The sequence below is a fragment of the Desulfosporosinus shakirovi genome, assembly GCF_020595055.1.
GTDB classification, from domain to species: domain Bacteria; phylum Bacillota; class Desulfitobacteriia; order Desulfitobacteriales; family Desulfitobacteriaceae; genus Desulfosporosinus; species Desulfosporosinus shakirovi.
In genome coordinates this window covers 42,590-55,743 of sequence record NZ_JAJDOO010000031.1, presented here as the reverse complement: position 1 = coordinate 55,743, position 13,154 = coordinate 42,590, and the positions used below count along the sequence as shown (strand labels likewise).

At 43.6% G+C, this 13,154-nt stretch carries 11 protein-coding genes and 1 pseudogene; 2 read left to right on the top strand and 10 right to left on the bottom strand.

The annotated features are described in order from the left end of the window. Positions 1 to 1,098 (top strand): annotated as a pseudogene (locus tag LJE72_RS20320) (hypothetical protein); the annotation flags it as partial. Continuing rightward, positions 1,095 to 1,379 carry an EscU/YscU/HrcU family type III secretion system export apparatus switch protein gene (locus tag LJE72_RS20315; RefSeq protein ID WP_229249815.1) on the top strand — a complete coding sequence of 95 codons (285 nt, stop codon included), beginning with the start codon at positions 1,095 to 1,097 and terminating at the stop codon, positions 1,377 to 1,379. The pseudogene LJE72_RS20320 and the gene LJE72_RS20315, both read left to right, overlap by 4 nt. A 255-nt stretch (positions 1,380 to 1,634) precedes the next feature. On the opposite strand, the gene LJE72_RS20310 is transcribed toward LJE72_RS20315, so the two are convergent. From LJE72_RS20310 to LJE72_RS20265, 10 genes are all read right to left on the bottom strand, one after another. Continuing rightward, entirely contained in the window at positions 1,635 to 1,892 is a 258-nt protein-coding gene (locus LJE72_RS20310; protein WP_229249814.1) for a GyrI-like domain-containing protein, read from the bottom strand. Positions 1,893 to 2,118: 226 nt separating this feature from the next. Next, positions 2,119 to 3,627, bottom strand: a complete 1,509-nt coding sequence (locus LJE72_RS20305; RefSeq protein ID WP_229249813.1) for a polysaccharide deacetylase family protein — start codon at positions 3,625 to 3,627, stop codon at positions 2,119 to 2,121. 148 nt (positions 3,628 to 3,775) lie between these two features. Beyond that, on the bottom strand, positions 3,776 to 3,997 hold the full coding sequence (locus LJE72_RS20300; protein ID WP_229249812.1) for a hypothetical protein: 222 nt from the start codon (positions 3,995 to 3,997) through the stop codon (positions 3,776 to 3,778). A 49-nt stretch (positions 3,998 to 4,046) separates the two neighbouring features. Then, the gene (locus LJE72_RS20295) at positions 4,047 to 4,271 is read right to left on the bottom strand and encodes a hypothetical protein (protein ID WP_229249811.1); all 225 of its coding nucleotides are present in this window, start codon (positions 4,269 to 4,271) and stop codon (positions 4,047 to 4,049) included. Positions 4,272 to 4,292: 21 nt separating this feature from the next. Beyond that, complete coding sequence (locus tag LJE72_RS20290; RefSeq protein WP_229249810.1) at positions 4,293 to 5,141, bottom strand: 3-hydroxyacyl-CoA dehydrogenase family protein; 849 nt, start codon at positions 5,139 to 5,141, stop codon at positions 4,293 to 4,295. A gap of 209 nt (positions 5,142 to 5,350) precedes the next feature. Further along, positions 5,351 to 6,508: a thiolase family protein gene (locus tag LJE72_RS20285; RefSeq protein WP_229249809.1), complete on the bottom strand. Its 1,158-nt coding sequence runs from the start codon at positions 6,506 to 6,508 to the stop codon at positions 5,351 to 5,353. 11 nt (positions 6,509 to 6,519) lie between these two features. Continuing rightward, the gene (locus LJE72_RS20280; RefSeq protein WP_229249808.1) at positions 6,520 to 8,907 is read right to left on the bottom strand and encodes a 3-hydroxyacyl-CoA dehydrogenase/enoyl-CoA hydratase family protein; all 2,388 of its coding nucleotides are present in this window, start codon (positions 8,905 to 8,907) and stop codon (positions 6,520 to 6,522) included. Between the two features lie 153 nt (positions 8,908 to 9,060). Beyond that, a complete protein-coding gene (locus LJE72_RS20275; RefSeq protein WP_229249807.1) occupies positions 9,061 to 10,365 on the bottom strand; it encodes a DUF362 domain-containing protein in 1,305 nt (434 codons plus the stop codon). 58 nt (positions 10,366 to 10,423) lie between these two features. After that, entirely contained in the window at positions 10,424 to 12,238 is a 1,815-nt protein-coding gene (locus tag LJE72_RS20270; protein WP_229249806.1) for an acyl-CoA dehydrogenase, read from the bottom strand. 20 nt (positions 12,239 to 12,258) lie between these two features. Beyond that, a complete protein-coding gene (locus LJE72_RS20265) occupies positions 12,259 to 13,038 on the bottom strand; it encodes an enoyl-CoA hydratase/isomerase family protein (protein WP_229249805.1) in 780 nt (259 codons plus the stop codon). Positions 13,039 to 13,154 lie beyond the last annotated feature (116 nt).

Here is a 13,154-nt window from a genome sequence, read left to right as displayed (position 1 = left end):
AAAAACTTTGTCAACAATATGTTAGTTCTAAGCCGGGATACTGAAGTTCAGAAACCTATTGTAGCTATGCCCGGCACGGACACCTTTCAAATAGGGCAAAAGATAATCATTGAATTGTTAAGCCAGGTAGACGATGGTAAAGCGTCTATTTTGGTTAATGGAAAATCTGTTCCTGCTTTTGTAGATTTCCAAGCAAAACCCGGGGATAAATTTCAGGCTGTTGTTAAAAACTTTGTCAACAATATGTTAGTTCTAAGCCGGGATACTGAAGTTCAGAAACCGGGGGAATCCGTCCCATCAAACACGTTAAATACGGTATTGGCTAATCGGGGTTTACCTACTAATGAGTTATTTGTTTATTTATTAAACGATGCGCAGACTGCTTTATATCCGGAAATCCTCAAAAATTCTAATCTTCCGGAAGAACTATTACAAAAATTTAATGATTTAATACCTAGCTTAAAAGGGCTGTCAAATCACGAGACAGCAGGACAATTAAAATCCTTTTTAAAACTACTTGGGATAAATTATGAGCGCCGATTGTTTGACATTTTAATCAAAGGACAAGGGGACGATTCTGGGGAACTTGCTCAGTTAAAAGATACCCTAAAAGCCCAGCTTCTTAGCCTGACGAACACTCATCCCTCTTTATCGGTCATTAATCAATTATTGGATAAGATCACAGGCCAGCAATTATGGTACGATACGGGTGTGGATGGTAATGGTTATATGTTAGCCGAAATTCCAATTAGACAAGACCAGGAAGTCAAATCAATTAAGCTTGCCATTCAGGGAAGTCGTAAAAATGGTAAGATTGATCCTAAACATTGTCGCATCGCATTACAAACTGAAACACCTAATCTCGGACCGATTGGCATTGATGCTTTCTTTTCTATGAATCAACTTTCGTTAAGTCTATTAACGAAAAATCCAGACGCTTTATCAATACTTCTTGATGGTCTGATGGACGAAGTGAAAAGGAACTTTCAAATGATAGGCGTTAACTTAACCTCTATTCATCTCAAACCTTTAGATAATTCGGAATTTCACACATTGCTTAAAGGAGAGGCAAAGAACGGAGTGGACGTATTGGCATGAAAGAAAAAGCAGTTGCATTAGCTTACGATCAGATCGGGGGCACAAAGATTGTAGCCTCTGGGCAAGGTGAAGTTGCACAATATTTGATCGAAGCTGCTCAGGAACTAGGTATTCCAATACAAACGGATGCCCAATTAGTCGAAGCTTTAATAAAAATTGATATTGGTCAAGAGATCCCACCAGAACTCTATAAGGCTGTGGCTGAAATTCTTGCGTTTATTTACAGATTGGATTCTGAATGGAGTGTATATTACGATTCAACGAAGCCACAAATCCGGTAATGGTCTATATAGCTTTTGTATCCTCGCTGTCAACTCGATGTGAGGAAATCTCCTGCGCGTGATGTAAGTAAGATTATGGTTGATGAGCAAGCCCACGCGGCAAGACGAAAACCACTGAACATTCGCTTCAGTGGTTTTTACCTTATCACAGTAACATAGATCTTCATTAGATCTTTAGCTCTGAATCGCACCAATAACAGAATATGGATAAAACTGCATAATCGCGATGAGGAAATCACGTTACGGCGTTATAACCTACTTTTTTATCGGAATCCAAACCTTACACTTATAATCCGGAGCAGATATATCACCCAGGCGATAAACCTCCAGTTGTGGCCCTTCCTCTTGCTGATAACCCGTCGCTGGAATCCATTCGGAATAAATCCGTTCCCATACCTTCTGTATTGCACCCGGCATGGGACCAACTGACTCAAACACGGCCCACCGTGCAGCAGGTATGTCCAGAATCCGCCCTCGAGAAGTAGCCCTGGAGCTTTTCAGTTGATCTATCATTTAGCGTCACGATCATTTTCACTCTTGCTTCTTTGGCATCCGGGTTGACCGCCCTATGCGGTTCACTCATAGACCAGAGCAACTACCCGGAAAACTGGTCTTTGAGAGAACTTCATAATTACCTTCCTCAGAATTTTCCCTAATATAACATCTGACAAGCCTCGGAATTTGACTCATCCCTATATTTTTCGCCGAGCAGCGCTTAATTCTCCTTTTGTTACAATAACTAAGACCCAGTCTTTAATGGAGGCCGAACTGGATCTAAGACAGACTTAGCATCAAAAAGATTCTTCAGAATTTCTGCCTGATTATACAGTGCGATCCCGTCGATATGCCTCCGGTCCATCATCACATAATCGGTTGAATCTTTCAGATAGGGTGTGGGGCCGACGGAACAGAGAATATTGAACCCTTGATCAAGCAGGAATTGGAATTTGGGATTCCCAGGCAACACCGAGCTGCCAAAAGGATAAATATAGATATTGGTTGGGCCGATAAGGGATTCCACTTCCTTTCTCCATCGCAATGTGTCCTTCTCCAGACTTTGATAAGATTCCGCCCGGGCGTCCAGATGGCTGTAACCGTGAGAGGCAAATGTCCAGCCTGTTTCCTTAAGTCGTTCAATAATCATTAAGGCCGTCTGCCGTTCTTCCGGATAGGAAGGGGAATCCAACTTATTGGTATTATAACCTAAAATCCCATAATAACCGGTAAGGGCCAGGATTCCCTTAGCACCCTGGAAGGAAAAGTCGGGATGCTCAGCCACAAAGGCATCGATCATCGGGATAATCTCGTTATCATGGGAGATGACTTTCTCTCCGCTGGGGGATACGGAATAAGTCGCCACATTGCCATCGGAATCGAGAATGAGTTTACTGATCGTCCCATTCGTTGATTTGTAATCAGGATAATTAACATCATCAACAGATAGGATAAGCGGTTTCTTGTTGAGAGGAAGCTTTAGCTCTTTCCTCACCAAGACCGTTTTCCCGTCCTCTACTTTTTCTTCATACAAAGCATTTACATTAACCATAATATAATTGTTGGCATAAATTTGGTTGAGAATCTTTTTGAATTCACTCACAGTCACAAAATACTGGTTAAATCCATTGGAATCCGCATCCCCATCAAACGTCAGGGCCGGATAAGCCAGCAGCGGATGGAAAAAAATATGTTCAATCGGTCCCTTATAAGGAACCAATGTTTTCTCAGCTTCCTGAGCTTTTTGATACTTTTGAAGATCATTTTTAATTTGTACGTCATCCGGGAAATAAGCCGACATATCGGTCAGGAGTCTTATTGCTTCCTGATTATTACCCTGTTTGCTTTCAAATCCTGCTTTCGCCAGATAATGGGCGTACATTTCTGTTACCGATTTCTCTATCTGGTCTTGGGCTGTCTGATAATCTGGGTTTTCCGAAGTTATCTTTTTATAAAATTCTATAGCTTGTAAATAATCCTTATCAGCATAGGCTGTATTCCCCCTAAGATAACTTTCCTGTTCAGCCTTATACTGGATCCCACGGGCCGCATCTTCAATTTGCTGATCTCTTATGGCTTGCTGGAGCTTTTGCTCCTGTAATTGCTGAGCATTCAGTTCTGTCTGATAACGGTTTTGTTTCTGCGTTTCGTAATGGTTATACAAGATTGGCACAGTAAAACCTGTTAATAAAACAAATACCAGCAGAGTCATGATAATTGTCTTATGTGAGGAAAGATTCAGGTTTGTTTGCAAGATGATCATTCCTTTAATACATAATTAATCTGCAATATTTATCTATATTAGTATAAAATTCGCCATAAAATCTTTATCTCCTGTTATTAAAACAACAAATTTTGCTAGCTTTGCCCATCTCACAGGGTCTCTATGAAGTCCGACAGAGTCAAATGACATAGAAAACTAAAAACCCCACAATGTTGCGGGGTCTAAGTTTCTTATTGAGCTGATGGCCGAATATAAAGCCTTTTGGGGTCATCCCCACCGATTTTAGCATTGCGAATTTTCGTTTTCGCAGGGAAATGCTCGTTCTTATCCTTCGAAGTTTCGATGTATTTCTTTTCCCAAATTGCCAACCGACTGCTTTTTTATAACTTCGTTTGTCCATATCTATCCCCCTAAATCCCCCAACGAGAACCCTGCATTTATGAATTTTTCTAATCTCTTTGCCAAATTACTTTAATTTCATCTGGATCATAAACAAATTCATGAGGAGAGACATCTAATCGGACAACGATAAAAACTCCATTCTCATCACGGTCAACTCGAACGACAACACCATTATGATGATTACTAGTTTTAACACGATCACCGCCTTTAAGCACCTTGTGTCGAAGAGAAGCTTCAGTTTTGGATTTCAATTGGAACATACTTTTTTCCATTTTTGCCCCCTTGTTTTTGAATCACACATAGTCATAGAAGCCTCTACCAGTCTTCATTCCTAATAATCCCGCTAAAACTCTCTTTTTGAGCAAAGGATGTGGCTTATATCTATCGCCAAAATCCCGCTGCATTGTCTCCATACCGTGCATCGCAATTTCTGCTCCTACCAGGTCCAGCAATTTACATGGTCCCATGGGATGACCGGCACACAGCTTCATGGCCTTATCAATTTCTTCCGGTGAATTGCCCTCTTGAACTAATTTTATCGCTTCATTAATTAAAACATCTAATAGTCTGGTTACAATAAATCCCGCATAATCTACGGCAATCGCTGATTCCTTACCAATCTTTGCTACATAAGCTAAGGTCTCCTTCATAGTTTCCTCGCTGGTAAGCTGACCTCTTATAATTTCCACACCCTTCATTAAAGGAACAGGATTCATAAAATGAATGCCGATGACTTTTTCGCCCCGACTAGTCGCACTGGCTATCTCTGTAACCGGGATTGCCGATGTATTGGTTCCTAAAATGGCTTCGGGTTTGCAATATCTATCAAAATCCGTGAACATCTTTTTTTTGAGATCCAAATTTTCAAAAACACATTCTATGATTAAATCAGCATCAAGGCAGGCTTTTTCCAGAGAAGTAGTGGTATTGATACGGGCAATGGTCATTCTCATATCTTCCTCAGACAGCTTACCTTTATCCACCATTTTGTTTAAACTGCTTTTAATAGCACCCAATGCATTTTTTAAAGATGTTTCTGCAATGTCATTGAGAATTACGTTATATCCGGCTGCTGCACTAACTTGAGCAACTCCCCCCCCCATAACCCCGGCGCCAATGACAGTTACTGTTTTTATTTCCATAATACGAACCCGCCTTTCCCGCAATACTTCCTTATAATATAATTGCCTTACCCGGTAACCTCCCGTAAAGAGCTGATGCTGAACGCTATCTTACCTTGATCTACATAATTTGCAGCCAAAAGGTCGGTGCGATAAGTTCAGCATCCGAAATAGCTAAATGAAGCTCATGTCTAGGTGTTTAAAGACCCTACTTAAACATTCCAATTACTCTACAGCAATTCGTAAACTCCTGCGGCACCCATGCCTCCGCCGATACACATTGTTACCATCCCATATTTCAGCTTCCTTTTTGTCATTTCCTCTAATAAAGTTGCTGTCAGTTTGGCACCGGTGCAGCCGAGGGGATGCCCGAAGGCAATAGCTCCACCATTGACATTTACCTTTGCCGGATCTATGTCCAGCGTCTTTAAGATCGCCAGCGATTGGGATGCAAAAGCTTCATTTAGCTCGAAAAGATCGATTTGGTCAAGTGTCAGTCCAACTTGTTTTAGAACTTTAGGAATAGCTTTGATCGGCCCAATCCCCATAAGTTCCGGTTCCACGCCAGCTACAGCAAATCCACGCCAGATTGCCAAGGGCTTAATTCCCAGGGCTAAGGTCTTGCGTTCCGACATTAGGAGTGTCATGGCAGCGCCGTCACTAGTCTGAGACGAGTTCCCAGCCGTCACTGAGCCACCAATTTTGAAAGCCGGTCTAAGTTTAGCCAAGGTTTCAAGCGTTGTATCCGGGCGGATCCCCTCATCTTTGGTAAACCATTTTTCCCCGGGGCTTCCCCAGGTCGACAGCGAAATGGGGACAATTTCATTGTCAAAACGTCCACTGCTTTGGGCCGCCCAAGCCTTTTGATGACTTGAAGCAGCAAATTCGTCCTGTTGTTCACGGGTTATTGCATAGTTTGCCGCAACATTTTCAGCAGTAATCCCCATGGAGAGGTATGCTTGCGGGGCATGAACTGCCAGATAAGGGTTTGGTGCTGCTTTGGCTCCTCCCATGGGAACCATCGACATGCTTTCGATACCTCCTCCCATCATTACATCTGCCTCACCTAAGCGGATGCGGTCGGCCGCCATAGAAATGGCCTGCAGTCCGGATGAACAAAAGCGATTGATGGTTACTCCACAAACATCAATGGGAAGCCCAGCGCGTAACGCCACGATCCTGGCCATATTCATGCCTTGCTCTCCTTCAGGAAAAGAGCAACCAATTACTAAATCTTCGATTTCTTTGGGATCAAGCCCCGGAACTTTTTTGAGGATGTCTTGTATCACATAAGCACCTAAATCGTCAGGTCGTACCTGCACCAAGGAACCTCTGCCCGATTTTCCGATCGCAGTCCGTTTTGCCTCAATAATATAGGCTTGTTGCATTCTCTTCCCCCCTAATTCCGTAATGGTTTTCCCTTGGTAAGCATATGGCGGATACGATCCTGTGTCTTCCCTTCCCCGAGCAGGCTTATAAAGACCTCCCGCTCAAGGTCTAAGAGGTATTGTTCGTCCACGAGCATGCCGGCCGGACGATTTCCGCCTGTCATAACATAAGCCAATTTATTAGCCAAGTACTGATCATATTCAGAGATATACCGTCCTTCGAGCATACCGTACATTGCCATCTCCAAAGTCGCACGGACACCAGGCCCGGCAATTTTAACCTTCTTCGGCAAATTAGGCCTGAAGTTTCGAGCCAGGTCGATGACCCGCGCCTTAGCATCTGAGATAATGTGTTCAGGGTTCATGCTATAGCGATCATGGTCACGCAGGAAGCCAAGTTGGCGAGCTTTCTCAGCACTCGTTGAGGTTTGAGCCATTGCGACCACTTCAAAACGTTTGGCAAAAAAGTTATCCGGAGTTACTTGTGTCCAGGGTAAGATTCCTTCCATTGCCCTAACAGCCATTTCTTTCGTTCCACCGCCAGCCGGTATTAAGCCTACACCAAGTTCAACCAGTCCCATGTAGGTCTCTGAAGCGGCTTGAATGGCATGGGCGTGCAGGCATATTTCTGCCCCACCACCCAGGGTCATTCCGAAGGGAGCAGCTACTACAGGCTTATGAGCATATTTTAGCGCCATTACAGCATTCTGCAATCCACGCACTACCTGATCAAGATCATCCCAGTTGTTCTTTTCGGCTTCCCGGAGGATTTGCTTGAGGTTGGCACCCAGGCAGAAGTGTTTCCCTTGATTGCCGATGACAAGTCCCAGGTAATTAGATTCCACCTCCATTAATGACCGATTGATCATCTCTACTACATCTGAGGTGATGGTGTTATTCGAAGAGTGGACTTCTAAGCAAACAACCCCGTCTCCTAGGTCTACTAAACTGGCACCCTCATTAAACATAATTACCTGGTCCGCCTTATGAGCTTGTTTCAATGAGAAGACATAGGGGCTTACTGCTTTTTTATGATAGCCTCCGTCTTTATAATAACTAGTCCGTCCATCCTCTGTCTCATGGTAGAAACGTTCATAGCCATCTGCAAGTAATGCTTGGACGATGGGGGGGAGAGTGCCGCCTTCAGCGCTGATTCGGTCCGCTGTAGCTTTGACTCCGAGTGCATCCCACAATTCAAAGGGACCCATTTCCCAATTATAACCCCAGCGCATACCTTCATCGATTCCGGTAATATCATCGGCAATATCCTGAACAATTGTCGCTGCATAAAGGAGAGTTGACTTAAGAATATTCCAAACAAACTCTGCCCCAACGTCATCTCCGCTAACTAAGGTGCGCAATTTTTCGGGCAATGTTTTGGCTGCTTTGGCTTTTTCCAGGGATGGGAAACTTACAGCATTTTGTGGACGGTAAGTCATGGTAGGAATATCTAGCACTTCAATAAGTTTGCCTTTTGGGCCTTTAGATTTTTTGAAGAAGCCTTGTTTGGCTTTATCTCCCAGCCAACCATTTTTCTGCATCGTGAAAACAAACTCCGGTAAGACGAAGTCGTCTTTTTCTTCAGGCACGCCATCGGCTACATTGTTATTCGAATGGATAAATACATCCAGGCCGACAAGATCAATCAAACGGAAGGTTGCACTGTTGGGACGTCCTATGACGGGTCCGGTCAAGGCATCCACCTCTTCGATGGTTAAGCCCAAACGTACCATTTCTTTAAACATGACCGGTGTACCGCAGGCACCGATGCAGTTGGCGATAAAGTTAGGCGTATCTTTGCACATAATCACACTCTTGCCCAAAATCCGCTCTCCAAACTCAGCCATGAATTTGACAACGTCCGGGTCAGTATCTGGCCCGGGAATAATTTCTAAGAGTTTCATATAACGCGGGGGGTTAAAGAAGTGTGTCCCTAAAAAAAACTTGGTAAAGTCATCAGGAAGCCCCTCTACCATCGATTTCAAAGAGATCCCCGAGGTATTTGAAGTTACAATCGTCCCTGGTCGGACAAAAGCAGCAATTTTCTTAAAGAGATCGACCTTGATATCCAGCCGCTCTACTACAACCTCAATCACCCAATCGACTTCACTTAATCGACCCAAATCATCGCTTAGATTCCCCACCTCAATTCGCTCAGCAAACTCCGGAACTAAGAATGGAACCGGATTCATCTTCAATATTTTGGCTTTATTTTGATCTGCTAAGCTATTTCGTACCTTTCGGTCCTCTAAAGTTAATCCCGTTGCTTCTTCTTTAGGCGATAGTTTGGATGGGACAATGTCCAACAGCAGACTGGGAATTCCGGCATTGGCTAAATGTGCAGCTATGGTGCTCCCCATTACGCCCGATCCTATGACCGCTACTTTGTGAATCTGCATTTATATCCTCCTCTCGTTTCTGTTAGGTGACACCTCGTTTATCTCTCGCAACTTTTCTTTAACTTAAATGCTCCGATATCGCTAAAATGGAAATTAAGTCTACTCCAAAGCCAGAAGATCATGACTCTCACCTCCTCAATGAGACCAGAATATTCACCTACTAACTGTCCAATCTGCAAGATCGAAGCCCTCTTCCTTCTTATAACGATCAAACAAGTAGTGACGGAAACGCACATACTCCTTAAAATCACACTCGATCCCCTCTTTTGCCAACACTTCAACTAATTTTTCCAGATCGGGAGGACATCCCCAGATCGGAATAGCCTTTGTCACATTGGGATTATCCTTATTAGAGTGACATGCGCATTTACCAAAGAAGACCGAATTGTCAAAACCCGCAGAAGCTTTCTGTTGCTTACCGGAAACTAACTCAACCTTTGGGAAAGGCTTCCCTTTGAATGCCGAACCAAAGAGGATCAACATAGGATTAAATTCTACGGAACAACCCGTGCACAGACTACTATCATACTTGCGAATTGCGAGCCCTGTGATGCCACGTTTTTTGAACCCAACCGGGCCAGTGTCGTCTTCCGTCCACTCCCAATCATAGGTAACAAATTCCCGATGATCTGCTACACTCTCACCTTTAATTTCATAGTCTGCTAATTCAAGGCTGTACCCGTGGCGCTTGGCATAATTGCTCAGATGGGCTACCTCTTTTGCGGGATAACCAAGGATTTCCGCTCCCACAAGGTCACAAGCAAAAGGATCACGAGAAGTAATCAACAAATCTTTTCTGAACGCTTTTCCAGTATGGCCCGGGCCTTTTTCTATAGTATAAAGACCATCTATGATCGTCAAAGCCACTGGCAACTTTTCAATGATACGGGGAAAGGTTAGACTCAGCTCCTCTGCATCTACGCCATGGCAAGCCTGTTTGGACTTTTTATTGAGGCACCCTTTAAGGTTTTTAATTCCCAAAGAGACTTTAGCTTGGTTATGAGTTTTTAACACTGGGAGATTAATGATCTTGTCCGCTTCCAAGGATTGCTTAGCAATGTCTAGCTTAAACCCATCACCATAATCCACTGCCAGAAACTCTCCTTTGTTAAAATCCACAAGTTTAACTCCATAGCGCACCTGCAATTTCGTATAGCCCAACGTTTCGCAAACAGCATCCCATTTAGAGCTGAGCCCTGGAAGGGCACCTTCACCAATCGTTAAATCTTTGAATCCATTTTCCGCTAAAATTCGGACTAAAGCCTCTATCACTGTACTGGTTGTAACAACTCCAAATGGAGGGTATGGTAAATCAAAATCCCAACTCACAATATTAGGTTTAATTAAAATTCGATCATTTATATTCAACCCGGCTAATCCATCGCTTAATCTCAAACTTTCCTTTAGGGACTCATAGATATCTGTCACTTTTACAATTGACACCGCTGCATTTGCCATTTTTTACTCCCCTCAAATCTTAGGATTGATTAGTATTCCTCAATGTCCAGCGGGCCTTTTAGAAAGCATCTTCGGGAATATCAATAGCTGAAGTGTCAGCTTCTTTAATAAGCTCCACTGTCGCCATGACATCCGGCACAATATTACGTACATAAAATTTAGCGGTTTGTATTTTACCGTTATAGAAGTCTAGGTCATTATTTCCTTGACTCAGCTTTTCTTGGGCAACTAAAGCCTGTTGCATCAACAACCAGCCACAATAAAGTTCCGCGGTAATCCGAAGAATTCTCGTACTATATAAAGGAACCAGTCTGATATTTTCCTTGAAGTAACCAAAGACTGTTCCCATGAGTTCTTGGTATGCCATCAATGCTTTATCCAATACCGCAAACTCGCGGGCAAACAGCTCATAGTTTTGGTTGGCCTTTATAAAGGTGACTATCTCCATCACCCATTCTTTAAAGACATTTCTTTTATCCAGGTTCCACTTACGCCCCACAAGATCCATTGACTGGATGAAATTGGTACCCTCCCAGATGGAATAAATCTTGATGTCTCTGGCTTGACGTGCCACAGAGTATTCCTCTGTATATCCATAGCCCCCAAAGACTTGAATGGCTTCTGTGATCATTAACCATCCTTGGTCGGAGCAATAAGCTTTGACTAGAGGAGTGATGACTTCTATTGAGCGCTTTGCGGCGTTGACCTCAGCTGGGTCATCTCCATGTTGGGCTAAATCTATCAGGTAATAGCCCTTAAAAATCAGAGCGCGCATAGCTTCCAACGTAGCCTTCTGGGTAAGCAGCATCCGACGTATATCTTCATGTTGGATAATGGGTACTCGGTTACCTTTTGGATTGTTAATAGGACGGCCTTGAACGCGTTCTTTGGCGTAATGCACAGCATTGTTATACGCCACCGTCGCAACCGCAAGAGCAGAGTGACCCGTATCCATCCGTGAATTGTTGATCATCTGGAACATTTGAGCCATACCTTGTCCGATCCCATTTTCATCGGGTGCACTGCCCAGCAGGACTCCTCGACACTGATCTTCTTCTCCGAAACTGAGCACTGCTGTGGCTGAACCCTTGAGGCCCATTTTATGTTCGATCCCGACGGTTGAAACATCATTAGGTTTTCCAAGACTGCCATCTTCATTTACCCAGATCTTTGGAACAATGAACAATGACAAACCTTTAGTACCAGTAGAAGCCCCATCAACACGTGCTAGAACCAAATGAATAATGTTTTCTGTGAGATCGTGATCTCCACCGGTGATAAAACACTTTGTTCCTTTTATGTTATAGACTAAAGGGTCTTCTGTAGGATAAGCCTTTGAAGTCATATCTCCCACATCAGAACCACCACCTGATTCAGTTAAACACATTGTACCCTCCCATGTCCCTTCGAACATTTTCGGGGTATAGAGAGTGATTTGTTCAGGAGATCCGAAGGACTTGATTACCGACGCTATACCTCCACAAAGTCCAATATAAGGGTTCATAGCCGGGTTGGCTCCAATGATATACTCGCGAACAGCTTGGTGAAGGATCTCAGGAAGGGCTCCTTCTCCATCCACGTCACAATTGCTGGAACCCCATCCATTTTCTTGTATGAATTTGTAGGCCTTATGGAAGGAGGGGGGAACTGTAACTTTCCCATCCTTAAAGATCGCGCCGAGCGTATCACCGTCATCATTCGTGGGAGCGACTACATCTCGGCATACTTTTAAAGACTGATCAAGAATTCCGTCGACATCTTCAATTGAAAGATAATCTTGATAGCGTTTTAAGCTAAGAATTTTTCCCCCATCCAACCATTCTTTGATGATAAATTTGTGGTCCCGATTGTTGTAAATAAAGTTACTTGCCATAACAACTCATCCTTTCGCTTCTATCGTCCTTGGAATTTTGCAGGTCTTTTTTCCAAAAAGGCTTTCATGCCTTCTTTTTGGTCTTGCGTCGCAAATAGAAGACTGAAACATTTATGCTCATACTGAAGGCCAGCCTCCAAATCCATTCTTAACCCCTCATTCACTGAAGATTTTGCCAAATGCAAAGCTACAGCGCCCCTGGAAGAAAAAACCTTGGCCATTTTCTGAGTTTCAACAAAGAGTTGATCAACAGGCACAATTTTATTGACAAGTCCAATACGCAAAGCTTCCTCAGCATTAATAAAATCCCCGCTAAAAATCAGCTCTTTCGCCTTACTGGGACCAATTAAACGAGGAAGACGTTGGGTTCCACCACCGCCAGGCAAGATACCCAATGTTATTTCCGGCAACCCGAGCTGAGCATTGTCCGCCGCTATCCGCACATCTGCCACCAGAGCCAGTTCACACCCACCACCAAGAGCATAACCAGCGATGGCGGCAATGACTGGCTTTGACATATTCTCAATAGTTCGGTGGGCCCTATGTGCTGCTTTCTCCCCAATCGCCATATCCATAGCTGTCGCTGAAGCCATCTGGCCAATATCTGCCCCGGCTGCAAACACCTTTTCACCTCCTGTGATGATCACAACACGTACAGACGGGTCCGCTTCTAGGGTTGCGGCTGCTTCTGCCAACTCATTGAAGACTTGATCATTTAAGGCGTTCAGCACCTTGGGGCGATTTAGGGTAATTGTTGCTATTCCTTCTTCGATTTGTATAATTATCGTTTCATAAGCCATTCATTCTACCTCCTACCTAGTTAAGAGTTCATTTCCCATTTATACAGCAATAAGATATTTATCCATCACTCCTTTTCGACAATATCCAATTCTATAGAAATGCAAAATTCGTGCCA